The organism is Streptomyces albofaciens JCM 4342, from assembly GCF_008634025.1.
Lineage (GTDB): Bacteria > Actinomycetota > Actinomycetes > Streptomycetales > Streptomycetaceae > Streptomyces > Streptomyces albofaciens.
Genome location: NZ_PDCM01000002.1, coordinates 1749332 through 1771517, shown reverse-complemented (window position 1 = coordinate 1771517; position 22186 = coordinate 1749332). Strand labels below are relative to the sequence as shown.

The 22186-nt window shown below is 72.4% G+C and carries 20 protein-coding genes; 11 read left to right on the top strand and 9 right to left on the bottom strand.

Annotated elements, in window-relative coordinates; all coding sequences use genetic code 11:
• Positions 1-67: 67 nt before the first annotated feature.
• The 3 genes from CP973_RS27935 to CP973_RS27925 form a co-directional block, all read right to left on the bottom strand.
• Complete coding sequence (locus CP973_RS27935) at positions 68-712, bottom strand: bifunctional 4-hydroxy-2-oxoglutarate aldolase/2-dehydro-3-deoxy-phosphogluconate aldolase (protein ID WP_150246686.1); 645 nt, start codon at positions 710-712, stop codon at positions 68-70.
• A gap of 2 nt (positions 713-714) precedes the next feature.
• Complete coding sequence (locus CP973_RS27930) at positions 715-1455, bottom strand: class I SAM-dependent methyltransferase (protein ID WP_150246685.1); 741 nt, start codon at positions 1453-1455, stop codon at positions 715-717.
• 410 nt (positions 1456-1865) lie between these two features.
• Entirely contained in the window at positions 1866-3902 is a 2037-nt protein-coding gene (locus CP973_RS27925; protein WP_244410269.1) for a PhoX family protein, read from the bottom strand.
• A 282-nt stretch (positions 3903-4184) separates the two neighbouring features.
• On the opposite strand from CP973_RS27925, the gene CP973_RS27920 reads away from it, so the two are divergent.
• The 4 genes from CP973_RS27920 to CP973_RS27905 all read left to right on the top strand — a co-directional run bounded on the left by CP973_RS27920 (position 4185) and on the right by CP973_RS27905 (position 7955).
• A complete protein-coding gene (locus CP973_RS27920; protein ID WP_167538526.1) occupies positions 4185-4967 on the top strand; it encodes an aminotransferase class IV family protein in 783 nt (260 codons plus the stop codon).
• Between the two features lie 119 nt (positions 4968-5086).
• Positions 5087-6382 (top strand): bifunctional 3-oxoadipate enol-lactonase/4-carboxymuconolactone decarboxylase PcaDC, encoded by a 1296-nt coding sequence (gene pcaDC / locus CP973_RS27915; protein ID WP_150246683.1) that lies wholly within the window; start codon positions 5087-5089, stop codon positions 6380-6382.
• Between the two features lie 66 nt (positions 6383-6448).
• Complete coding sequence (locus CP973_RS27910) at positions 6449-7102, top strand: MBL fold metallo-hydrolase (protein ID WP_150246682.1); 654 nt, start codon at positions 6449-6451, stop codon at positions 7100-7102.
• Positions 7103-7175: 73 nt separating this feature from the next.
• Entirely contained in the window at positions 7176-7955 is a 780-nt protein-coding gene (locus CP973_RS27905; RefSeq protein WP_150246681.1) for an exodeoxyribonuclease III, read from the top strand.
• Between the two features lie 23 nt (positions 7956-7978).
• Here the strand turns inward: CP973_RS27905 and CP973_RS27900 are convergent, their stop codons facing one another.
• On the bottom strand, positions 7979-9814 hold the full coding sequence (locus tag CP973_RS27900; RefSeq protein ID WP_150246680.1) for an SGNH/GDSL hydrolase family protein: 1836 nt from the start codon (positions 9812-9814) through the stop codon (positions 7979-7981).
• Between the two features lie 132 nt (positions 9815-9946).
• On the opposite strand from CP973_RS27900, the gene CP973_RS27895 reads away from it, so the two are divergent.
• On the top strand, positions 9947-10369 hold the full coding sequence (locus CP973_RS27895) for a DUF6278 family protein (protein ID WP_150246679.1): 423 nt from the start codon (positions 9947-9949) through the stop codon (positions 10367-10369).
• Positions 10370-10567: 198 nt separating this feature from the next.
• Here CP973_RS27895 and CP973_RS27890 read toward each other — a convergent pair whose 3' ends face one another.
• Complete coding sequence (locus tag CP973_RS27890) at positions 10568-11323, bottom strand: GntR family transcriptional regulator (protein WP_150246678.1); 756 nt, start codon at positions 11321-11323, stop codon at positions 10568-10570.
• A 237-nt stretch (positions 11324-11560) separates the two neighbouring features.
• Between CP973_RS27890 and CP973_RS27885 the strand changes: the two genes are divergently transcribed.
• Genes CP973_RS27885 through CP973_RS27870 form a run of 4 tightly spaced genes read left to right on the top strand, consistent with a single transcriptional unit; the run spans position 11561 to position 14751 of the window.
• Positions 11561-12304, top strand: a complete 744-nt coding sequence (locus tag CP973_RS27885) for an amino acid ABC transporter ATP-binding protein (RefSeq protein WP_150250343.1) — start codon at positions 11561-11563, stop codon at positions 12302-12304.
• Positions 12305-12318: 14 nt separating this feature from the next.
• A complete protein-coding gene (locus CP973_RS27880; protein WP_150246677.1) occupies positions 12319-13233 on the top strand; it encodes a glutamate ABC transporter substrate-binding protein in 915 nt (304 codons plus the stop codon).
• A gap of 13 nt (positions 13234-13246) precedes the next feature.
• Positions 13247-13891, top strand: coding sequence for an amino acid ABC transporter permease (locus CP973_RS27875; RefSeq protein WP_150246676.1), 645 nt, complete (start codon positions 13247-13249; stop codon positions 13889-13891).
• Complete coding sequence (locus tag CP973_RS27870; RefSeq protein ID WP_150246675.1) at positions 13888-14751, top strand: amino acid ABC transporter permease; 864 nt, start codon at positions 13888-13890, stop codon at positions 14749-14751. The genes CP973_RS27875 and CP973_RS27870 overlap by 4 nt, the downstream gene beginning before the upstream one ends.
• Positions 14752-14769: 18 nt before the next feature.
• Here CP973_RS27870 and CP973_RS27865 read toward each other — a convergent pair whose 3' ends face one another.
• The 3 genes from CP973_RS27865 to CP973_RS27855 form a co-directional block, all read right to left on the bottom strand.
• On the bottom strand, positions 14770-16395 hold the full coding sequence (locus CP973_RS27865; protein WP_150246674.1) for an alpha/beta fold hydrolase: 1626 nt from the start codon (positions 16393-16395) through the stop codon (positions 14770-14772).
• A gap of 157 nt (positions 16396-16552) precedes the next feature.
• Positions 16553-17767, bottom strand: a complete 1215-nt coding sequence (locus CP973_RS27860) for a globin domain-containing protein (protein ID WP_150250341.1) — start codon at positions 17765-17767, stop codon at positions 16553-16555.
• Between the two features lie 151 nt (positions 17768-17918).
• A complete protein-coding gene (locus CP973_RS27855) occupies positions 17919-18365 on the bottom strand; it encodes an RrF2 family transcriptional regulator (protein ID WP_150246673.1) in 447 nt (148 codons plus the stop codon).
• A 147-nt stretch (positions 18366-18512) separates the two neighbouring features.
• Here CP973_RS27855 and CP973_RS27850 point away from each other — a divergent pair, with 147 nt between their 5' ends.
• Positions 18513-19172 (top strand): LysE family translocator, encoded by a 660-nt coding sequence (locus tag CP973_RS27850; protein ID WP_150246672.1) that lies wholly within the window; start codon positions 18513-18515, stop codon positions 19170-19172.
• A gap of 187 nt (positions 19173-19359) precedes the next feature.
• Entirely contained in the window at positions 19360-21615 is a 2256-nt protein-coding gene (locus CP973_RS27845) for an FG-GAP repeat domain-containing protein (RefSeq protein ID WP_150246671.1), read from the top strand.
• A 59-nt stretch (positions 21616-21674) separates the two neighbouring features.
• Here CP973_RS27845 and CP973_RS27840 read toward each other — a convergent pair whose 3' ends face one another.
• A complete protein-coding gene (locus tag CP973_RS27840; protein ID WP_150246670.1) occupies positions 21675-22076 on the bottom strand; it encodes a DnaJ family domain-containing protein in 402 nt (133 codons plus the stop codon).
• Positions 22077-22186 lie beyond the last annotated feature (110 nt).

Here is a 22186-nt window from a genome sequence, read left to right as displayed (position 1 = left end):
GGCCCCGGCGAGCCCGGGAAGGGGGCACGGCGGGCGGGAGCGGGCCGGCCGTGACAGGCGGGGCGGCTCAGGCCCGTGCGGCGCGCACCTGGTCCAGGAGGCCGGCGGCCCGGTGCCGTACGCCGGCCGGGTCTCCGCCGTGCAGCGCGTCGCCGACGAGCGGGCGGCCGAGGGCCGCCGCGTGGGCGCCCGCCGCGAAGTAGTCGGCCAGGTCGTCGGCGGTGATGCCGCCGGTCGGGACGATCGGGATGTCAGCGAACGCCATCGTGAGCGAGGCCAGGTACGCGGGCCCGCCCAGGCGTGCGGGAAAGAGCTTCACCAGGGCGGCGCCGAGCCGCCAGGCCTCCATCACCTCGGTGGTGGTGAACGCGCCGCACACCACGGGGACGCCCAGCGCCGCGGCCTCGTCCAGCACCTCGGGCAGCACTCCCGGGGTGAGCAGGTAGTGCGCGCCCGCGTCGACCGCGCGCCGCGCGGTCTCCCGGTCGCGTACGGTCCCGGCACCCACCAGGGTGGCCCCGGTGGCGACGCTGCGCCGCACGGCGTCGAGCGCGTCCGGCGAGGTGAGGGTGATCTCCACGGCCCGGATGCCCGCCTTGCCGAGTTCTTCGGTCACGGCCGGTACGGCGGGTGAGCCGGGCTCGGTGAGCATGGCGATCAGCGGGCTGGCCGCGATCTCGGCGGTCAGCTGGGTACGGTGCTCGTCGGCCATGGTCACGCTCGTTTCTCAAGGACGATGATCTGTCGTCTGGTCCGCCGTACGACCGGCTGGTCCGGATCCGGCAGCGCGCGCAACTCCCGTACGAGAGGCGCCACTTTCTCGTCGAAGACCGCGTCGTCCACGGCCCACAGGTGGTAGAGCATGCGCTGTTCGAGGCCGGAGGCGATCTGCTCGGGGCTGTGCTCGTGCACCGCCGCCTCCAGCTCGCCGGCCTCGACGGTGGTGAAGCCCACCGACTCGGCCAGCGGCACGATGCGCTCGGCGCGGTCGTCGGCTTCGGCCGTACGGGACTGGATCTCCTCCATGATCCTGCTGACCGGGTGGTCGTCGAAGAGGATCATGCCCGGGATCACCACGTACCGGCCGCCGGGCTTGAGCACCCGGTGCACTTCGGACAGGCCCTTGCGCAGGTCGCCGACGACATGGGTGACCCAGACGCTGTACACCTGGGAGAAGGTCTCGCCCGGGAACGGCAGATCGGTCAGCGAGGCGGCCGCGGCGACGTTCCCGACGCGGTGCACCGCCTTCGTCAGCATGGAGTGCGACAGGTCGATGCCCACCACGGAGTGCCCCGTCTCGGTGAGCGCCAGGGCCACCACACCGGTGCCCATGCCCGCGTCGAGGGTCAGCTCGTCCTTCGCGATGCGTGCGGCGATGGCCGGCGCGATCCTGCGGCCGCGTGCCTCGCCGCCACGTGTCTTGTCGTAGAAATCAGCTGCCGGGGAAAAGTTCACAGACGTCTGCACTGCTTACCCACTCATTCTTGTCATTCGTGGTGAAGAAGGCCGAACAAGGCCCGGTAAGAACGGGACTCTTTCGCGCGGGAGAATTCCCGTCGAGGGACACCGGTGATTTTGTGGTTCCGAAACGCTGGGACGTCGTGCCGTCGACGGAATGGAGTCGTGAGTTCCGGGCGTGCATACCTGGCCGGTCCGCGGCCGGACACGGCGTGAAGTGATCGGCGCTAGATCATTCTTCCCCAAGAGTACGTAAAGTGGAAACCTTCTGATCGCGATTGGCGGCGTTTTTTCGATGCTGGCGTGAAAGTGATGTACGCCGCCGTGCGGCCGGGCAGGAGGTACCCGCTCCCCGCCCGGAGGTGCGCCGGGGCGGCCACAGTCGGTGCTCCGCCCGCCGTGACCTGCTACCGAGGCGTGCCCAGGATCGGCCCGCCCGCCGTGCGGCGTACGGCGACGACGGCGGCACGCGGCTGGGCGGCACCGCCGTCCGGCCAGTGCGAGGCGGGGTGCTGCGGGCTCGCGTCGGGCAGTTCGCCGGGATGCTGCACCGAGACGAGGACGAAATCCGGCCCGATGACCGGACCGCAGCACTCCGCTCCGGTGGGCACGGTGAGGAACCGCTGGACCCGGCCGCGTTCGGGGCCGCTGAGCGGCACCATGTACAAGCCGTCGTTCCGGCCGCCCTGGCCGCCCGAGTCGGTGGCGATCCACAGGTTGCCGTGCGCGTCGAAGGCCAGGTTGTCGGGTGACGAGATCGCGCTCACCCGGCTCTTGTCGAACCCCCCGTAGTACGTCCCCGGGGACCGGGGGTCGCCGCAGACCAGGAGCAGCCGCCAGCCGAACCGCTCGGCGGTCGGGTCGTCGCCGCGTTCGCACAGCTCCAGGACGTGACCGTCGCGGTTCCGGACGCGCGGATTGGCCTCGTCGGGCCCCGGCCGGCCGCTCCGTCCCCGGTGGTCGTTGTTGGTCATGGCGGCGTACACGCGCCCGGTCACCGGGTGCGGCTGCACGTCCTCGGGCCGGTCCATCGGGGTCGCGCCGGCCCGGTCGGCCGCGATCCGGGTGAAGACGTACACCTCCTCCGCGCTCATCCCGGGCACGAAGCTGCGGCCGTTGTGCGCCAGCGGTATCCACTCGCCCGAGCCGTCGAACGCGCCGTCCTCGGGCAGCCGCCCCGACCCGTCGATCTCCTCCGGCGGGCTGTCACCGCTGAACCGGGCGGCATACAGCGTCCCCGAGTCCAGCAGCCGCTTGTTGTGCGCGCGGGCGGCCGCGTCGTGGCCGTCGCGTATGTGCCCGTCGGAAACGAACTTGTAGAGATACTCGAAGCGTTCGTCGTCACCCATGTAGGCCACGACGCGGCCGTCCGGTGCGACCGAGATGTTGGCGCCCTCGTGCTTGAAGCGGCCCAGCGCGGTGTGCTTCACCGGCACGGAGTCCGGCTCCAGGGGGTCGATCTCCACGATCCAGCCGAAGCGGTGCGCTTCATGGGGCTCGCGGCCGAGATCGAACCGGGAATCGTAGGTCTCCCAGCGGCGCAGCGACGGCCCTTCCGGGAACCCGTACCGCCGCAGCCCCTCGGCGACCAGCGGGTCGGTCACCCGGTCGGCGTGGGCGAAGGGCATGTGCACGTTCTCCTCGCCGGACAGCACGGTGCCCCAGGGCGTCGTCCCGCCCGAGCAGTTGGCCATCGTGCCCAGCACGCGCGTACCGCCGGGGTCGCCCGACGTGCGCAGCAGCGGCGCCCCCGCCGCGGGGCCGCGCACCTCGAAGGGAGTGGTCAGGGTGATGCGCCGGTTCCACCGCCCGTCCACCCGGGCGCGCAGTCTCCCGTCGTCGGGGGACCGCTCCACCAGCACCACGGACATCCCGTACGCCGCCCAGGCGGTGCGCACCTGGGCCTCGGTGGGGGCGGCGGGGTCCCAGTCGGGGAACATCAGCGGCTCGGTGGCGTACTCGTGGTTGCTGACCATGAGCCACCGCCCGTCGCCGCGCAGGGGGACGAGGGCGCAGTAGTCGTTGTTCACCCCGAACTGCCGCGCCTGCGCGGCCTCGGTCTGGTGATCGAAGTCGAAGGGCGGCGCGCCCGGCAGGACCGGATCCCCCCAGCGGATCAGCACCTCGTGCGTGAAGCCCGTGGGGACGGTGACCCGGTCCGCGGTGTCGGGCGGCACGGGCTCGAAGCCGTGCGCCGCCGTCCGCCGTGCGGCCGGGCCGACGGCCCCCGCGGGCGTCGGGGGCGACGCCACCCACACGAGGGCGCCGGCGCCCAGCACGGCCCTGCGAGAAAAGGCCGTGTGTAATAACTTGCCAAAGTAGGTATTCCCCGACCTGTTGGGGGCGTCCTGGGCGCAAGCGTTTCCGCACTTGAATCTGCAGGTATCGGGGGAGTGGGGGGAATGGTGGCCGGTGGCGAAAAGGGGGAGACGCCGGGATGGCACGCTCAAGATCCTTTCCTGGGTCTTTCCGTCCGCATCGACGGCAGTATGTATGAGCCGCCGATGGCTGGCAATCATGCGTCTTCACCGGTGCCGGAAAGGCAAGTGCGGGTGGCCGGAAACTGCTTGCCGATGACGTATGCGGCGGGCGCGGCAAGCATCCGTTCCGGATGTCCGCGGCGGCACCGACAATCGGTATCCGGAATTCCGGATCGCGCCTGCGGGGCAGCGCGGGAAGCCGACGGAGCGGACGCCCCTGCGGACGCCCCTGACATGCTGAGCCGCATGGTGACTCTCGATGGAAAACCGGTGTCCGCCGACGACCTGCTCCCCCTGGCCCTGTCGAACGTCGGTCACTTCACGTCCATGCGCGTCGACACCGACGGCAGCGTCCGCGGCCTGGCGCTGCACATGGAACGCCTCGTCCGGGACTGCGGGACCGTGTGGAACGCGGACCTGAACACCGATCACGTCCGCGAGTACGTACGCCAGGCCCTGGAAGGGCAGAGCCGCCCCTGCGTCGTCCGCGTCACCGTCCACGACCCGAAGGTGGAGGTGGGACACCCGGCCGACGCCGACGAGCCGCACATCCTGGTGTCCGTACGCGGCGCCGGCGCCCTCCCCCCGGCGCCGCTGCGCGCCAAGAGCGTGGTGTTCGAGCGTGACCTGCCCGAGGTGAAGCACTGCGGCCTCTTCGGCGCCCTGCACGCCCGCGCGAAGGCCCAGCGGGCCGCCTTCGACGACGCCCTGTTCGTCGGCCGGGACGGGCTCGTGTCCGAAGGCCCCACGTGGAACGCGGCGTTCATCGACCGGCAGGGCGCCGTCGTGTGGCCGCAGGCTCCCGTCCTGCCCGGCGTCACCATGGCAGTGCTCCAGCAGCGTTGCGAGCACCGGGTCGCCCCCCTCACCCTGGAACAGGCCAAGGGCATGGCGGCCGGCTTCGCCACGAACACGGCGATCGGTGTCCGGCCCCTGGCGGCCGTCGACGACACCGAGCTGGCCGCCGACCACCCGGTCCTGCGCCGGCTCCAGGAGACGTACCTGTCCATTCCGGGCGAGAGCTTGTAGAGCGTGAACACCGCTCAAGGACTCCGGCGGTGCCCCGCCCCGCCGGTCCGAGGCGGCCGGAACCCGCTACGTTCACCCTGGCGATGTGACGTCCCGCGACAGATGAGAGGGTCAGGCGGGTGAGTGAGACGACGGTGAAGACCCTGCAATACCGCTCCGACGGGCCGGAAGACGCACCTTGTCTGGTTTTGGGGGCGGCGCTCGGGACGACCTGGCACATGTGGGATCGCCAGATACCCGAGCTGACCCGCCACTGGCGCGTCGTCCGGTTCGATCTGCCGGGGCACGGCGGGTCGCCCGCGTATCCGGCCTCCTCCGTCGCCGAGCTGGCCGACCGGCTGGTGGCCACGCTCGACCTGCTGGGGGTGGAGCGCTTCGGGTACGCGGGGTGTTCCATCGGCGGCGCCATCGGTGCGCAGCTTGCGCTGACCCGGCCGCAGCGCGTCACGTCGCTCGCGCTGGTCTCGTCCTCGCCGCGGTACGGGACCGCGGACGCGTGGCGGCAGCGGGGGGTGGTGGTCCGTACGAACGGGCTGGACCCGATCGCCCGCACGTCGCCCGAGCGCTGGTTCACCCAGGGCTTCGCGGGGGCCCAGCCCGCCATCGTGGAGTGGGCCGTCCAGATGGTGCGCACCACCGATCCGGGCTGCTACATCGCCGCCTGTGAGGCGATGGCCGCCTTCGACGTCCGCTCCTCGCTCCAGCGGATCGGCGTGCCCACCCTGGTCGTCGTCGGCTCCGAGGACCAGGTCACCCCGACCACCGACGCCCGCACCCTGGTGGCGGGCGTACCGGACGCGAGTCTGGCGCTGGTTCCCGGTACCTCCCACCTGGCGCCCGTCGAGCAGCCCGCCGCCGTCACCGAGCTGCTCATCCGGCACTTCACCGCCGCCTGGCACGACAAGCCGGGCGCCACCGGCCAGACGGCGATCGGCGCGACCGCGGCCAAGCCGGTGCTCACGGCCGCGCCGCCGCCCCCGCCGGCGGCGCCCGCGGCGATCGAGTCCGGCCTGAGCCGGCCGGAGGCGGTCCGCGGCGGCGCGTACGAGCGGGGGATCAAGGTCCGCCGCGAGGTGCTCGGTGACGCGCACGTGGACCGCGTCGAGGAGGCGACCGACGACTTCACCGGGGACTTCCAGGAGTTCATCACCCGCTACGGGTGGGGGGAGGTGTGGTCCCGGCCGGGGCTGGACCGGCGTACGCGCAGCATCGTCACCCTCACGGCGCTGGTCGCCCGCGGCCATCAGGACGAGCTGGCGTCGCACACCCGCGCCGCGCTGCGCAACGGGCTGACGCCCACGGAGATCAAGGAAGTGCTGCTGCACACGGCCGTCTACTGCGGTGTGCCCGCCGCCAACGCGGCGTTCGCCGTGGCGCAGCGCGTCATACGGGAGGAGACCACCCCGGAGGGGTGACGGCGGGGGCCGGTGCCCGGTGTCCGCCGCGGTCGCCGGAGGGCCTCGCGCGGCAAGATGGGAAGCATGGAACTCACGAAGAAGACCCACGCCTGCGTCCGGCTGGAGAAGGACGGGCAGGTGCTCGTCATCGATCCCGGGGGCTTCAGCGAGCGGGACGCGGCGGTCGGCGCCGACGCCGTCCTGATCACCCACGAGCACCCGGACCACTTCGACGAGGAGCGGCTGCGCGCGGGCATGGAGGCCAACCGCGGCGCCGAGATCTGGACCCTGGCCAGTGTCGCGGAACAGATCTCCGCGGCCTTTCCGGGGCGGGTGCACACGGTCGGTGAGGGCGACACGTTCACCGCGGCCGGTTTCGACGTGGAGGTGCACGGGCAGCTGCACGCCGTCATCCACCCGGATATCCCGCGCATCACGAACGTGGGCTACCTGATCACCACGGAGGACGACGGCGGCACCGTCTTCCACCCGGGCGACGCGCTCACCGTCCCCGAGGGCCGTACGGTCGACACGCTGCTGCTGCCGGTGCACGCGCCCTGGAACAAGGTCGCCGAGGTCATCGACTACGTCCGCGAGGTCCGGCCGCGCCGCGCCATCGACGTGCACGACAGCCTGCTCCAGGACCACGCGCGCCCGGTCTACGACGGCATGATCGACAAGCTGGGCGGCACCGAGCACGGCCGCCTCGCACCCGGTGAGCGCACCGGTCTGAACTGAGCCACGGTGTCCGGCCCCCGGCCGGGCCGGACACGGACCCCGACTGTCACACCCCCGCTGTAGGTTTACGGACATGCGCATCGCGACCTGGAACGTCAATTCGATCACCGCCCGCCTCCCGAGGCTGCTGGCCTGGCTGGAGAACACCGGCACGGACGTGCTGTGCGTCCAGGAGACCAAGTGCTCGGCCGAGCAGTTCCCCTACGACCAGCTGCGCGAGCTGGGCTACGAGGCCGCCGTGAACGCCACCGGCCGGTGGAACGGCGTCGCGCTGCTGTCGAAGGTGGGCCTGGAGGACGTCAGCCCCGGTCTGGCCGGCGGCCCGGACTACGAAGGGGTGCAGGAGCCCCGCGCCGTCTCCGCGACCTGCGGGCCGGTCCGCGTCTGGTCGGTGTACGTGCCCAACGGCCGGGAGATCGATCACGCCCACTTCGCCTACAAGCTCCAGTGGTTCGAGGCGCTGAAGGCGGCCGTCGCCGAGGACGCGGCGGGTCCCCGGCCCTTCGCGATCCTCGGCGACTTCAATGTGGCGCCGACCGACGACGACGTGTGGGACACCTCCGTCTTCGAGGGCATGACGCATGTGACGCCCGCCGAGCGTGCCGCCTTGGCCGACCTGCGCGAGGCCGGCCTGTCGGACGTGGTGCCGCGCCCCCTGAAGTACGACAAGCCCTTCACCTACTGGGACTACCGCCAGCTCTGCTTCCCGAAGAACAAGGGCATGCGCATCGACCTGGTCTACGGGAACGAGCCGTTCGCCAAGGCTGTCTCGGACGCCTATGTGGACCGCGAGGAGCGCAAGGGCAAGGGCGCCTCGGACCACGCCCCGGTGGTGGTGGACCTGGACGTCTGAGCCGGCGCAAGGGCCCGGCCCCGTCAACGCCCGCCCGGCACCAGAGCCCGCAGATCCACCGACTCCCCGAGCGCCCGCAGGCCCGCGTCGCCGGGGTGCAGGTGGTCGCCGCTGTCGTACGCGGGCAGCAGCCGCCACGGGCGCCGCGGGTCGCGGAGCACCGCGTCGAAGTCCAGGACCGCGTCGAAGTCCGGTACGGCCTCGGCGTCCGGTACGGCCTCGAAGTCCGCGCCGCGCGCCCGTAGGGCGGCGTTCACGGCGGTGCGCCGTTCCTCGACCGCGGCCGTGCAGTCCGGGAAGCCGCCGCACGGCGCGATGGTCGCGGCCACCGCCCGCAGCCCGCGCTCGTGCGCGCGCCGGGCGAGGGACCGCAGCCCCGCCACGACCTCGCGCGCCGGGGTGCCGGTCCGCAGGTCGTTGATGCCCTCGAAAACCACGACCGTACGGGCCGAGGGCCGCGCCAGCACGTCCCGCTCCAGCCGGTGCTGTGCGCTGACCCCGCTGACATCGGCGCTCACGCCGTCACCCGGATAGCGGTCGGTGACGACCCGGTTTCCCGCGATGCCGCTGTTGACCACGCCGTAGCGCGGGAGCCCGTGCCGGCCCTGGAAACGGCGGGCCAGCACGTCCGGCCAGCGCCGGTTGGCGCCCGCCGTCGAGCCCTGGCCGTCGGTGATGGAGTCGCCGAGTGCCACGACCGTGCCCGGACCGCCCGCGACCTCCACCCCGGTCAGGAACGGCCAGCCGGTCAGCGTGCCGGGGTACGCCGCGCCGCCGGTGTCACCCGTACGGTCGCCGCTGCCCGGCGCGCTGACGTACGAGACCTGCCGGGACTCCGCGTGCACCGGCGCCGCCGTCACCGGGTCCGGAAGGTACAGGCTGACCAGCAGGTTCCGGCCCGCGGGCACCGGGAAGCGGAGCGGATCGCCGGAGGCCTCGGCGCCGGCCGGGACCCGTATACCGCGCCGGCCGCCGAAGGTCAGCGGTACGGGTGTGCGGGCGGCTGCCGCGCCGCCGTCCGGTGCCTGCACGGCCACGCTCGCCGCCCCGAAGCTCACCGGCGCCGCCGCGAAGGTGTTCGCCAGCCGGATCCGCACCCGCGGTCCGCCGGCACCGCTGTGCACGACCAGCCGCAGCGTCCGGCCGCCCCACGGCCCGGCCTTCGCGTACCCGCCCGTGCCCGCTCCCCAACTGCCCGTCCAGCCGGCGCCGTTGTCGCGCACCGCCACCGCGAACACGTGCAGATCGGCGCCCGGCCCCGGGTCCCGGGGCAGTACGAGGGCGGCCACCTCGCGCCCGCGTGCCACCGGCACGCTCACCGCGTACAGCCGCGCCTGCTCCGCCCGTTGGCCGTCCGGCGTGTTGATGTGCGGCAGCGCCACCGCCTTGGTGCCCATCGGGCCCGTGCGCCAGTCCGGCGCGGTCAGCCGGTACGTGCTGCGCGACCCGTCGCGGTAGCGGACCTTGCCGGTCCCGGTCACCGTGCCGCCCGTCGCGGCCACCAGCAGTGACACCGCGTCCCCGCGTCCGCGCAGCCGTACGGTCTGGCCGTCGGCCCGTACGTTGTCCGGCCGGCCCGTGGCGGCCCGCGGCCACCGCAGCCGGGCCGCGTCGAGCATCAGCGCCCGGCCCGGCGTCCAGCCCGCCGCGGCCAGGTCCCGCGCGGACAGCGAGTTGCCCGAGCCGTCGAAGTCCGCCGACGCCGGGGCGGACGGCTCGCTGACGGCCCGGTTGTCGAAGAGACGCTCCAAGGGCACCGGCCCGGCGGCCCGTTGTGGCGGCGTCGCCGGGGCGGCCGTGGCGGTCAGGGCGAGGGAGAGGGCAGGGCCGAGTGCCGCGCCCCACAGTCGTACGCGCATACGGGCGTTCCTCCATGGGTGCCGGGAACGAGTACGGGACCGGCCGGAACCGGTGGCCGGGCGCGGTGATCCGGCCACCGGGCCGCCGCGCGCCTGTGGCCACCGCCCCCGCCCGGGTGGGACGCTACGCCCATGAACCTGTCTTTCCTGGACAAGTGGCGTAAGCGGCCGGATGCGAGCCCCGCCGTCGAAGACGACCCCGAAGGCGCGGCCCTGCTCCTGGCGGAGTGTGAGCTGCTGCGTGCCCAGGCCCAGACCGAAGGCGTGGAACTGGACGACTCGGCACACTCGTTGGAGGCGCTGGACCAGCTGCGCCCGGCCTGGCGCGACGACCCCGAGGTGGTGGCCTGGCTCGGCAACGACGCGGGCTGCTACCTGGGCACGGTGCTGGTGCGGACGGTGCCCGGTGCCAGCTGGAAGGTGTGGCCGGGCGGCGAGCCGGTGGTCCGGCTGGCGTCCGGCCGGGAGGTGGACGTGGTGACCGCGGGCCGGGACTGGGCGGCCACCGGCGCGCCCGAACTCTGCCAGCTCTACGCGGAGGCCGCGGAGAGCTGAGGGTCCGGGTCCGGAGGCCGCGGAGAGCCGCGAGCCCGGCTCCGGGGCCCGCCCGGCCGCCGGAACGCGGACACCGGCCCTGGCCCGACCGCTCGAAGCCCGAGGCCGCTCGAAGCCCGGGACCTCTCGAAGCCCGAGACCGTCCGCAGCCCGTCGTCCGGCGTCAGACCGCCCGAAACCCCACCGCCCCGAGCCCGGCTACACGAACCCGATGTCGTACGCGAGCCGCCACCGGTCGGCCCGTACGACGATGTCCGAGGTCTCCACGGCCCGCCCGTCCGCGTCGAAGTGGGTGCGCTCCACGACCGTGACGCACTGCCCGGGGGAGCAGCCCAGCGCCTCCGCCTCGGCGCTGGAAGCGGGCCGCGAGCCCACCCGCTCCTCGGCGCGCACCACCCGGATGCCGATGGCCGCCATGCGCCCCCGGACGCCCCGCCGGGCATAGGGCCCGCACTCCGGGAAGACCACGTCCGTGCCCTCGGTGATGGCGAGCGGCTCCCAGCTCGTGGCGAGTTGCACCGGCTGCCGGTTGGCGAGGTATTCGTACACCGACCGGATGACGCCGGTGCCCGGCACGATGCACAGCCGCCGCGCCACCCGGTCCGACGCCGGGGCCGTCGTCGAGGACGCCTCCCAGGTCAGCGGCGCGCCGTCGGGGGAGCCCTCCAGCGCGATCCGGGCGGCGAACGGGGAGTCCACGGCGCCGGTGGAGCGCAGCAGGGTGCCTATGGGCGCCCGGTCGGTCACGAAGACCCCGCGCCCGAACTGGCCTTCCGCGTAGCCGGCGGCCTTCAGGACGCGGACCGCCCGGTCCACGGTCTGGTCGCTGGCCTCGTACGCCCGCTTCAGCTCGGAGCGGGACGGGATGCGCGCGCCGACGGGGAGCGTGCCCTCGTCGATCTGGCGGCGCAGGTCGTCGGCGATGCGCTGGAAGACAGGCCGGTTGTCACCCATGCCCACAGGCTAGGTACGCAGGCAGGCTCTGTGTACCTAGGGAGGCGTGGTGCGGCAGCCGGCCGCCCGGCCGCCGCGCGCCGGCGCCGCCGGCGGTCGCGTACCCGGCACGCGTGGGCATTTTCTCCGGTAATCGGGGATTGTCATGGCATCTGTGCGTGTCAGTGGAGAAGGCCCGGTTTTGTGCGGGTAGGTTGCGGTGTCCTGGCTGGACGGATGAGAGTGAGCGGGCTGCACATGGCCGGTGATGCGCTGATCGAGCTGCGCGGGGTCAACAAGCACTACGGGAAACTGCATGTCCTCCAGGACATCGATCTCACCGTCGGCCGCGGCGAGGTGGTGGTCGTCATCGGGCCCTCCGGCTCCGGCAAGTCCACCCTGTGCCGCACCATCAACCGCCTCGAACCGATCGAGTCCGGCACCATCACCCTGGACGGCCACCCGCTTCCCGAGGAGGGGCGGGAACTGGCCAGGCTGCGTGCCGAAGTCGGCATGGTCTTCCAGTCCTTCAACCTCTTCGCGCACAAAAGCGTGCTGGCCAACGTGATGCTCGCACCGGTCAAGGTCCGCAAGCGCAAGAAGGAGGAGGCCGAGCAGCGGGCCCGCCAACTCCTGGAGCGGGTGGGCCTGGCGGCGCACGCCGACAAGTACCCGGCGCAGCTCTCCGGCGGCCAGCAGCAGCGGGTGGCGATCGCCCGCGCGCTCGCCATGGAGCCGCAGGCGCTGCTCTTCGACGAGCCGACCTCCGCCCTCGACCCGGAGATGATCAACGAGGTGCTGGAGGTCATGCAGCAGCTCGCGCAGGAGGGCATGACGATGGTCGTCGTCACCCATGAGATGGGTTTCGCGCGCTCGGCCGCCAACCGGGTCGTCTTCATGGCCGACGGCCGGATCGTCGAGGACCGCACGCCGGAGGAGTTCTTCACCGCGCCCGAGAGCGACCGCGCCAAGGACTTCCTCTCCAAGATCCTCAAGCACTGACCGGGGGCGCCGCCATGCACCACACCCGAACCGCCCTCGCGGCGCTCGCGCTGACCGCCGTCGCCCTGCTGGCCGCCGCCTGCGGCAAGTCCGGCAGCCCGCCCGTCAAAGGACCCAAGGGCAGTCAGCTGCCCCGCTACACGACCGCCGAGGGGTTCCGGCTGCCTGCCTCCGCGACCTGGCGCAAGGCCAGGGACCGCGGCCGCCTGGTCGTCGGCGCGAAGGAGGACCAGCCGTACATGGGCGAGCGGGATCCGGCCTCCGGCACGTACACCGGCTTCGACATCGAGATCGCCAAGATGCTGTCCGCCTCCCTCGGCTTCGACCCGAAGACGGTCCGGTTCAAGACCATTTCGTCCGCCAACCGCGAGACCGCCCTGCAGAACGGCCAGATCGACTACTACGTCGGCACCTACACCATCAACGCCAAGCGCAAGCAGCAGGTGGGCTTCGCCGGGCCGTACTACCTGGCGGGGCAGGGACTGCTCGTGCGCAAGGACCAGAAGGGCATCGACGGGCCGCGGGATCTGGCGGGGAGGAAGGTGTGCTCGGCGGCGGGGTCGACGCCGTACCAGCGCATCCGGTCCGACTACCCCAAGGCCGATCTGGTCGCCTATGACACGTACTCGGTGTGCGTCGACAACCTGCTCACCTATCAGGTCGACGCCGTCACGACCGATGACGCGATCCTCATGGGCTACGCCGCCAAGGTGCCCGACGAGCTGAAGCTGGCCGGCAAGCCGTTCTCCCGGGAGCCGTACGGCATCGGCGTGCCGCGCGGGGACACCGCGCTGCGCCTCGCGCTGGACGACGCGCTCGCCGCGCACGAGAAGAACGGCGACTGGAAGAAGGCGTACGACGCGACGCTGGGCCTGTCCGGCGTTCCCGCTCCGCAGCCGCCCGCCATCGACCGCTACCCGGCGAGCTGAGGACGGACCGCCCATGAACGTGCTCCTGGACAACTTCTCCCGCTACGGGGAGGGCCTGCTCGGCACCGTCGAACTGACCGTCTTCGCCTCGCTGCTCGCCCTCGTCGTGGGCGTGGTGATGGCGGCGTTCCGGGTGGCGCCGGTCGGCTCGCTGCGGGTGTTCGGCACCGTGTGGGTGATGGTGCTGCGCAACACCCCGTTGACGCTGCTGTTCTTCGCCGTGCTGCTCGGCCTACCGCGCTTCGGCGTCGTGCTGCCCTTCAAGGTCTTCGCCGTGCTGGCGCTGGGCTGCTACACCTCCGCCTTCATCTGCGAGGCGGTGCGCTCCGGCATCAACACCGTCCCGGTGGGGCAGGGCGAGGCGGCCCGCAGCCTGGGCATGACCTTCTCGCAGACGCTGGGCGACGTGGTGCTGCCGCAGGCGTTCCGCACCGTCATCCCGCCCGTCGGCTCCACGCTCATCGCGCTCGCCAAGAACTCCGCGATCGCCGGCTCCTTCAGCGTCGTCGAACTCCTCGGCACCTACAAGACGCTCAACGAGCTGGGCTACGACATCGTCTGGACCTTCGTCTGGATCGCCGTCGGCTATCTGATCGTGACCCTGACCATCAGCGCGCTGTTCAACGTGCTGGAAAAGCGCTGGGGGGTTCCCCGATGACCACCACCGCCCTCTACGACGTCCCCGGACCGCAGACCCGGCGCCGGCACCGGCTCTACGGGGTGGCGGCGACCGTGGTGATCCTCGCCATCCTCGCCTGGGCCGGGTACCTGCTCGTCGACACCGGCCAGTTCAGCGCGCGCAAGTGGACGCCGTTCGCGTACCAGGGCATCCAGGAGCTGCTGCTCGAAGGTCTGGGCAACACGCTCAAGGCGTTCGCGATCGCGGCGGTGCTCTCCCTCGTCCTGGGCGCGGTGCTCGCCGCGGGACGGCTCTCGGAGCACACGCCGGTCCGCTGGGTGAGCACGCTGCTGGTGGAGTTCTTCCGCGCGATGCCCGTGCTGGTCATGATCTTCTTCATCTATGTGGCGCTCAAGGCCGAGCCGCTGTACGCGCTCGTCGCCGGGCTGACGCTGTACAACGGCTCGGTGCTGGCCGAGGTGTTCCGGGCCGGGGTGCACTCGGTCGACCGCGGGCAGCGGGAGGCCGCGTACGCGCTGGGCATGCGCAAGACGCAGGTCATGACGCACGTCCTGGTGCCACAGGCGGTCCGCGCCATGCTGCCCACGATCATCAGCCAGCTGGTGGTCGCCCTGAAGGACACCTCGCTCGGCTTCCTGATCACCTACGAGGAGTTCCTGCACGCCGGCAAGCTGATCGCCTCCAACCTGGACTACGACCTGCCGTTCATCCCGGTCGTCCTGATCATCTCGCCGATCTACATCGGCATGTGCATGCTGCTGTCCTGGTGTGCGTACCGGGTCGCCGAGCGGCAGCGTCGGAGCCTGAAGACGGAGGCGGTGGACGTGAACGCCCCGGAGCCGGGGACCCTGCTGCCGGGGGCGGGGCAACAGCACTGACGCCCCCGGCCCAGGTGCTCAGTCGCGTACCGGCACCGACAGCCACGAGGGGTCGGCGGCGGGCGAGGAGAACGTGAGCTGCGCGCCGGACGGGTTGTGCTCGATGTAGAGCGGGTCCACGGCGTCCACGACCACCGCCAGCCGGTGGCCCGCCGGGACGTCGTATGCCGTCGAGAACAGCTCCAGGTCCACGCCGAACGGCTGGCCCGGGGTCTTCCCGTGGAAGGTGAACGGCGCGTGCGAGACCAGCTTGCCGAGGCCGAGCGGCCCGACGTCGTACAGGTAGGCGATGCCGGTGCCGCTCCCGGCGGTGCTGGTCACGGTGGTGTGCAGCTTCGCCGTACCGCGTACGTGCTGGGCGGAGGCGTAGCGCTCGGACTGCCACACGGCCGCGGCCGAGCGCGGCAGCAGCGGGATCGAGGCCATCGGCGGCAGCTTGAGGAACTGGTCCAGGAGGCTGGACAGGAAGACGGTGCCGCCGTTGGCGCCGGAGTCCCGGTCGGTGCCGATCCGCCGCGTGCCGTCCAGCGCGATCCTGCGGTGGCCGGAGGGCACGTCCTTCCAGCTCTTGTAGCCCTCGTAGGCGCCGGTGGAGCGGGACTTCAGCTGTACGGGCGCCTCCCGGTCCACGCCGTTGTCCGCGCCCTTCAGGTAGTGGTCGAACCAGCGCTTGGTGTGGTCCCAGGTGTCGTTCGGCAGCCCGAGCAGGCCCAGGCCCTCGGCGGTGGCGTGGTCACCGGGCCGGAACTCCAGCCGCTTGGGTCCCTTGAGCTTCTCGTAGAAGTCGGCGTACTGGTTGGGCGGGAAGAGCGAGTCGCCCCAGGCGTTGCCCAGCATGATGGCCGCGCCATTGGCGTTGATCTTGTCCAGGTAGGTGACCGCGGAGCGCTCGGCGCCCCACTTGATCATGTCGCCCTCCTTGGCCAGGTTCGAGCCGAGGAAGTCCTTCAGGATGCCCTGGAGTTCCGCGCTGGGGCGGCCGGTCAGCGCGCCCAGGCCGCCCAGCAGCCCGGCGGCCTGGGCGTGCTGGGTGCGCCCGCTGTAGATCGAGTCGATCAGGTCGGCCCAGCCGCTGAGCGCCGCGACCGCCTTGACCCGCTTGTCGAAGGCGGCGGTCAGCAGGCTGATCCCGGCACCGTACGACACCCCGCCCATGCCCACCTCGCCCGGGTCGGCCGGGGTGTGGGCCAGCGCCCAGTCGATGACCTTGGAGGCGTCGGCGATGTCCGGGGGACCGGCCGTCTCGATCTGCCCGCCGGACTGCCAGAAGCCGCGGGAGTTGTAGCCGACCACCACGTACCCGGCGTCGGCGAGCTTCTTGGCCTGCACGACGTACTCGATCTGCGGCATGCCCCAGCTGGTGGGCAGCACGATCAGCGGGTAGCGGCGGCCGGGCGCGGCGTCGCCCGGCGTGAAGACGTTGGCCTTCAGGGTGATGCCGCCGTCGCCCTGGATGTCGACGAACTTCACGTCGGGGAACCGCGCCGCGAGGTCCCGGGGTGCCGTGGCACCGCTTCGCGCGCCGGCCGCGGGGGAGTGCGCGGCGGCGTTCGCGGCCGGGGCGCCCGCGAGGGTGGAGGTGGCGAGCACGGCCGCGGAGACGGTACCGACGGCGGTGCGCAGCGTGGTGCGTGAGGGCGACATCTACTGCTCCAGGTGCTTCAGGAGGGGGGCTGAAGTGACTGGAGAGTAAGGTGCCGTTCTTACCGGTGGTAACCCGTCGGTAGGTTACGGCTGGGTAACGCGGGGGTGTCCGGGTGCGGGCGGTGCGCCCGGCCGGTGGGCCGGGCGCGTGCCGTGATCAGAGGCCCAGGTCCGGCCCGAACACCTCGTAGTGGATGTCCGCCGCCGGTACGCCCGCCTCCAGGAGCTGGGCGCGGACGGCCTTCATGAACGGCACCGGGCCGCAGAGGTAGGCGACGGTGCCGGCCGGGATCTCCACCCGGCTCAGGTCGGTCAGGCCCTCGTGGAAGGTGATCGCCTCGCCGGCGCCCGCGCCGTCCCCGTCGGTCCCCGGCTGCTCGTACCAGACTTCCGCCGTGGCGTGGTCCAGCTTCTCGGTCAGCTGCCGCAGTTCGGTGCGGAAGGCGTGGGTGTGCGGGGAGCGGTCGGCGTGGACCGAGACGACGCGCCGGGTGGAGCCGTCGGCGGCGAGCCGCGACAGCATGCCGATCATGGGCGTGCAGCCGATGCCCGCCGAGGCGAACAGCAGCGGGCGGTCGCCCTCGTCCAGCACCACGTCGCCGAACGGCGCGCTCACGCGCAGGACTTCGCCGCCCTGCACGTGGTCGTGCAAGTAATTGGAGACCTCGCCGGCGGGCGAGCCCGCCGCGTCGCCGGTGACCCGCTTCACGGAGAACTGGAGGGCGCCGTCCGGCTGCCCCGACAGACTGTACTGCCGGATCTGGTGGGCGCCGTCGGGCAGCTCGACCTGCACGGAGACGTACTGGCCGGGCCGGGACGCCGGGAGCGGGCCCCCGTCCACCGGCTGTACGACGAAGGTGGCCACGTCGTCGGTCTCCTGGAACCGGCCGGTCACCCGGTACTCGCGCCACACGTCCCCGCCCGGTGTGCCCGCCGCCGCGTACAGCCGCTCCTCCAGGGCGATGAGGGCGTTCGCCATCAGCCAGTACACCTCGTCCCAGGCCGCCGCCACCTCTTCGGTGACCGCGTCGCCGAGCACCTCGGCGATGGCCGCGAACAGGTGCTCGCGCACGATCGGGTACTGGTCGGGGCGCACGCCGAGCGAGGCGTGCTTGTGCGCGATGCGCTCCAGCATCGCGTCGGGGCGCTCGTCCGGGTGCTCCACCAGGTACGTCGCGAAGGTGGCGATGGAACCGGCCAGTGCCTGGCGCTGGCTGCCGTTGGCCTGGTTGCCGCGGTTGAACAGGTCGCGCAGCAGCTCCGGGTGGGCGGCGAACATCTTGTCGTAGAAGAGCGGGGTGATCTCGCCGATGGCCGATCCGACGGCGGGGAGGGTGGCGCGTACGGTCTCGGCGGACTTGGTCGACAGCATCGGATGCTCCGGTTCGTGTTCTTGAGATGTGCTGATCTTGAGTTGTGCCGGCGCGGTGGCCGGGCGGTGCGACGCCGCGATGAAAACTGGCATTTCAGATTCGTATTTCACTGCGAGCGTACGGGCGGGGGTGGGGGCGTGATAGGGCCGTTCAGCCCTCCGGCCGGGGCGTCAGGCTCAGCAGCAGCGGGCCGGTCGGGGTGCCCACCAGATCCTCGATGGACAGCGGGTCGAGCGCGGCGAAGAACGCCTCCTGCGCGGCGCGCAGCGCACCGCGCAGCCGGCAGGCCGCGCGCAGCGGACAGGGCGGGTCGTCCTCGCAGCCCACCACGTCACCGACCCCCTCCAGCTCGCGGACCAGGCGCCCGAGGGAGCCGGTGCGGCCCGCGGCGGTCAGTGACAGTCCGCCGTTGCGGCCCCGCCGGGCCTCCACGACACCGAGGTGCTGCAGTCTGCTCACCACCTTGGCGGCGTGCGTGTACGGCACCTGGACCGCGCCGGCCACCTCCCGGGTGGTCGGCGCGTCCTCCCGGTCGCCGAGGACCGCCAGCCGCATGGCGATGCGGAGCGCGATGTCGGTGCTCTTCGTCAGGCGCACGGGCCCACCGTACTGAATTGGATTATGGGAATCCAATTTGGACGGGACGGGCGGGAACGGGTGTACCGGACGAGGCGGACGGGGCGCGCGGGGTGGCCGGAAGAGGCCGCTCGCGCGGTTCCGCGCGGCACGGGGTACGCGTGGACCATGGTGACCGACGTCGAATGGGCCGCGTTCTTCCCGGCCGCCGTACTCCTGGCCGCCACCCCCGGGGCCAACCAGCTGCTGGCGCTGCGCAACGGGTTGCGGCACGGCCCGCGCGCGGCCGTCGGCGCCTCGCTGGGCCGGTTCGGCGCGTTCGCGCTGATGGCGGCGGCGGTGGCGGCCGGCCTCGGGGCGCTGCTGACCGCTTCCGAGGCGGCGTTCACCGTCGTCAAGTGGAGCGGCGTGGCGTACCTGGCCTGGCTGGGGGTGCGGACGGTGGCCACGGCGGGCGGGCCGGCGGACGCGAAGGGGCGGCGGAGCCGGTCCGGCGGCGCGGCGCCGGACGGACGGCCCGCCCTGTCGACGCGCCGCCTGGCCCGGCAGGAGTTCGTCGTGGCCGCGGCCAACCCCAAGGCCCTGATCCTCTTCACCGTCTTCCTGCCGCAGTTCCTCTCCCGCGACGCCGCACACGTCGTCCTCCCGCTGTGCGCCCTGGGAGCGGCTTACATCGCCGTGGAATTCTGCTGCGCCTGCGGTTACGCGGCGCTGGGCGGACGGCTGAAAGCCCTGGGCGCCACCCGCCGGGTACGGCGGCGGCTGGACGCGGCGACGGGGGCCGCGATGCTGGGGCTGGCGGGGTGGCTGGCCACGGAGGAGCGGTGAAGTCGCGCCGCACTGGCCAAAGTTGTCCCGGATCTCCGCCGCGACCGGCGGAGCGGTGATCGGGTGAAATCCGCCGTTGCTAGGGTTTGCCCGATCACCGGCGGGGGGCACGCGGTTTCCGTCGGTTCGGGGGAAACAGTGGCCCCTGGGCGCTCTCCGGCTGGTCGGTGTGTTGCCAGGAGGGCACATGACTCTTTCCCCGATACCGAGACGGTCCGGACGGCTGCTGAGCACGGCGGTGGCGGTCGGCCTGGCGGTCACCGCGGGCCCGCTCACCGTCCCCGCCTTCGCGGCGGCACCGGCGGCCTTCGCCGCCCCCGCTCCCGCCGCGTCGGCGGGCAAGCTCGCCCCGGGCTCCCGGATCGTGAGCGCGGGCACCACCGGGTACCTCTCCGCGGACCCGGAGGGCACGGTGGTGTGGACGCGTTATGCGGACGGCGGCACCACGCAACTGGCCCGGGACAAGGCCGATTACGGGTTCGGGACGGAGCACGGCACGGCGTCCGACACCGTCGCGCTCGGCGACGACCCGGTCATGGGCGCCTCCAAGAAGATCACCCTGCGCGACATGGCCACGGGGAAGTCCGCGTTCATCGACCTCGCCACGTACGGCTACCACTACATGGGCACCGTGGGCTCCTCGGTGTTCGCGTACAAGAGGGTGGGCAAGGACGAGAAGGACCAGGAGGTGCACCTCCTGGCCGCCGACGGCGAGAAGATCACCGACCGGGTGGTCACCGGCCTGCCCGCAGGCTCGAACGACTTCCACCTGGAAGCGGGAGGCCCCGGCAAGGCCGTGGTCCGCTGCGGGCGGCAGTTCGGAGAGTTCTTCGACTACGTCGTGGTCGACCTGGCTTCGGCCAAGGCCGTCCCCGGCCGGAGCCTGGCGAGCGGTTACACCGCCGGTGCCGCCGTGTCCGCCAAGCACCTCGCGGTGAGCGGCTCGGTGTTCATGTCCGACCCCCGCGTCGAACTGGAGACGGTGGAGCTGGCCGGTGACGGCGACGGCCGGCGGTGGAGCACCGGACTTGAGGGGATGGTGACCCCGCACGTCGGGCTGGTCGGCGACTGGGCGGTCTACGGGGAGAAGCAGAAGACCACCGAGGGGCGGTACAACGGTGACCTCTCCGTACGCGCCGTGCCGGTCGGCGGCGGCACCGGCCGCAAGGTGCTCGACCATCTCGACAGCCTCACGCCCACGCCGGACGGCGCCCTGCTGGTGACGGGCGGCACCGTGGAGCAGGGCGAGGGCCTGTACCGGATCTCCGCGGGGGCCGACGGCGCGCCGGTCGCGCAGCTGGTGGCGAGCACCGGTGAGCCGACGAAGGTCACGCTCACCGACGCGCAGGTGCCGGCGGTGGCCGACCTGTCCAAGGGGCACTGGAAGCCGCGCTGGCAGCTGTCGCGCCGCAACGTGGAGGTCACCATCACCCTGCGGCACCGGGCGTCCGGCGCCGAGCACGCGTTCACCGTGCGCCCCGACGACGCGGGCCCGAGCCACAGCGGACCCGGCTGGGTCGACTTCGACTGGGACGGCGTGTTCGACGGCTGGCCGGACAAGCCGGCCGCCCCCAACGGCGACTACACCTGGAAGTTCAGCGCCAAGCCCCGCAACAACCTGGGGCCGGTCCTGGAGTCGAGCGGCACGTTCGAGGTGACGCGCAAGCCCGCCCCGCACGACTACACCGACAACGGCACGCCGGACCTGCTGGTCCGCGGACCGAGCACGCTGTCGATCGTGGACACCTTCCGTGACGGCGGGAGGCTCAAGGGCATGCGGAGCAAGGAGGTCGGCACCGGCTGGGGCGACTACCACCAGGTCACCGCCGCCGGTGAGGTGGCCGGCGCGCCGGCCGGCGACCTGGTGGCGCGGGACAAGGACGGGGTGCTGTGGCTGTACCTGGGCAAGGGGGACGGCACCTTCACCGACCGCGTGAAGATCGGCGGGGGCTGGGACATGTACGACCGGATCACGGGCGGCGCGGACCTCGACGGCGACGGCCGCGGCGACCTGCTGGCCCGTGACTCCGCCGGGGCGCTCTGGTTCTACAAGGGCACGGGCGACTGGCGGGCGCCGTTCGCGCCGCGGGTGAAGGCCGGTACCGGCTGGACCATGTACAACGAGATCACCTCGGTCGGTGATGTGGCCGGCGGCCCCGGCGGCGACCTGGTGGCGCGCGATCCGAACGGTGTCCTGTGGCTGTACCTCGGGTACGGCAACGGCACCTTCGCGGACCGGGTGAAGATCGGCCCGGGATGGGACGCCTACCGCCAGACGGTCGGCATCGGCGACGCGAACGCCGACGGCAAGGCCGACCTCTTCGTCACCACCAAGGAGGACCGTACGACCTACGTCTACCACGGCACCGGTGACTGGCGGGCGCCGTTCGCCGCGCGCGAGGCCACCGGCATCGAGGTGTGGACGGGGGACACGGTGTCCTGAAGTCCGGGGCGGGGCCGGGTCCTACCGGCCCCGCCTTGCCGGGCCCCGGCCCGGACGGCCTACTTCTTCCGCCGCTCCCGCCACTCGCTCACCACACGCTCCACATCGAACGGCTCCATGTTCAGCGGCGGCCCCGGCGGCGGCTTCCGGACCGCTTCCTCGATCTTCTTGTTGATCTCGCCGATGATGCGCCGGACCGCGCGCTCCGACGGCGCCCGTGCCACGGCGGCCAGGGCGTCCTCGGCCTCCTTGCGCAGGGCCAGGGTGGGTGGGAGGAAGCTCAGGTTCTCCCGGCTCATCTTCTCCTTGACCCACCACAGGTCGTCGTACGGCTTGTCGAGGCCGGCCAGGGGCTTGCCGAAGCCGGGCAGGCCGCTGAAGTCGCCGCGCTCCGCGGCCTCGCGGATCTGCCGGTCGGTCCAGGTCTCGAAGTCGACACCGGGGGGCTTGCGTTCGGTCATCACGTGCTCCCTGGGGCGTGGGGTCGGCCGGTCGCCCGGGCCCCGGCACGCCGGAGCCGTTGACAACAGGACTACCACACCGGGGTGACACCTGCGCGGGAGCGCCGGAG

Excerpts from the sequence above, each read along its gene's own strand:
- CP973_RS27865 (WP_150246674.1), bottom strand. The coding sequence starts at position 16,395 with ATGTCGCCCTCACGCACCACGCTGCGCACCGCCGTCGGTACCGTCTCC.
- CP973_RS27910 (WP_150246682.1), top strand. The coding sequence starts at position 6,449 with ATGGAACTCACGAAGAAGACCCACGCCTGCGTCCGGCTGGAGAAGGAC.
- CP973_RS27860 (WP_150250341.1), bottom strand. The coding sequence starts at position 17,767 with ATGCTGTCGACCAAGTCCGCCGAGACCGTACGCGCCACCCTCCCCGCC.
- CP973_RS27900 (WP_150246680.1), bottom strand. The coding sequence starts at position 9,814 with ATGCGCGTACGACTGTGGGGCGCGGCACTCGGCCCTGCCCTCTCCCTC.
- CP973_RS27840 (WP_150246670.1), bottom strand. The coding sequence starts at position 22,076 with ATGACCGAACGCAAGCCCCCCGGTGTCGACTTCGAGACCTGGACCGAC.
- CP973_RS27875 (WP_150246676.1), top strand. The coding sequence starts at position 13,247 with ATGAACGTGCTCCTGGACAACTTCTCCCGCTACGGGGAGGGCCTGCTC.
- CP973_RS27905 (WP_150246681.1), top strand. The coding sequence starts at position 7,176 with ATGCGCATCGCGACCTGGAACGTCAATTCGATCACCGCCCGCCTCCCG.
- CP973_RS27850 (WP_150246672.1), top strand. The coding sequence starts at position 18,513 with ATGGTGACCGACGTCGAATGGGCCGCGTTCTTCCCGGCCGCCGTACTC.
- CP973_RS27845 (WP_150246671.1), top strand. The coding sequence starts at position 19,360 with ATGACTCTTTCCCCGATACCGAGACGGTCCGGACGGCTGCTGAGCACG.
- CP973_RS27870 (WP_150246675.1), top strand. The coding sequence starts at position 13,888 with ATGACCACCACCGCCCTCTACGACGTCCCCGGACCGCAGACCCGGCGC.
- CP973_RS27880 (WP_150246677.1), top strand. The coding sequence starts at position 12,319 with ATGCACCACACCCGAACCGCCCTCGCGGCGCTCGCGCTGACCGCCGTC.
- CP973_RS27885 (WP_150250343.1), top strand. The coding sequence starts at position 11,561 with ATGGCCGGTGATGCGCTGATCGAGCTGCGCGGGGTCAACAAGCACTAC.
- CP973_RS27935 (WP_150246686.1), bottom strand. The coding sequence starts at position 712 with ATGGCCGACGAGCACCGTACCCAGCTGACCGCCGAGATCGCGGCCAGC.
- CP973_RS27890 (WP_150246678.1), bottom strand. The coding sequence starts at position 11,323 with ATGGGTGACAACCGGCCTGTCTTCCAGCGCATCGCCGACGACCTGCGC.
- CP973_RS27895 (WP_150246679.1), top strand. The coding sequence starts at position 9,947 with ATGAACCTGTCTTTCCTGGACAAGTGGCGTAAGCGGCCGGATGCGAGC.
- CP973_RS27920 (WP_167538526.1), top strand. The coding sequence starts at position 4,185 with ATGGTGACTCTCGATGGAAAACCGGTGTCCGCCGACGACCTGCTCCCC.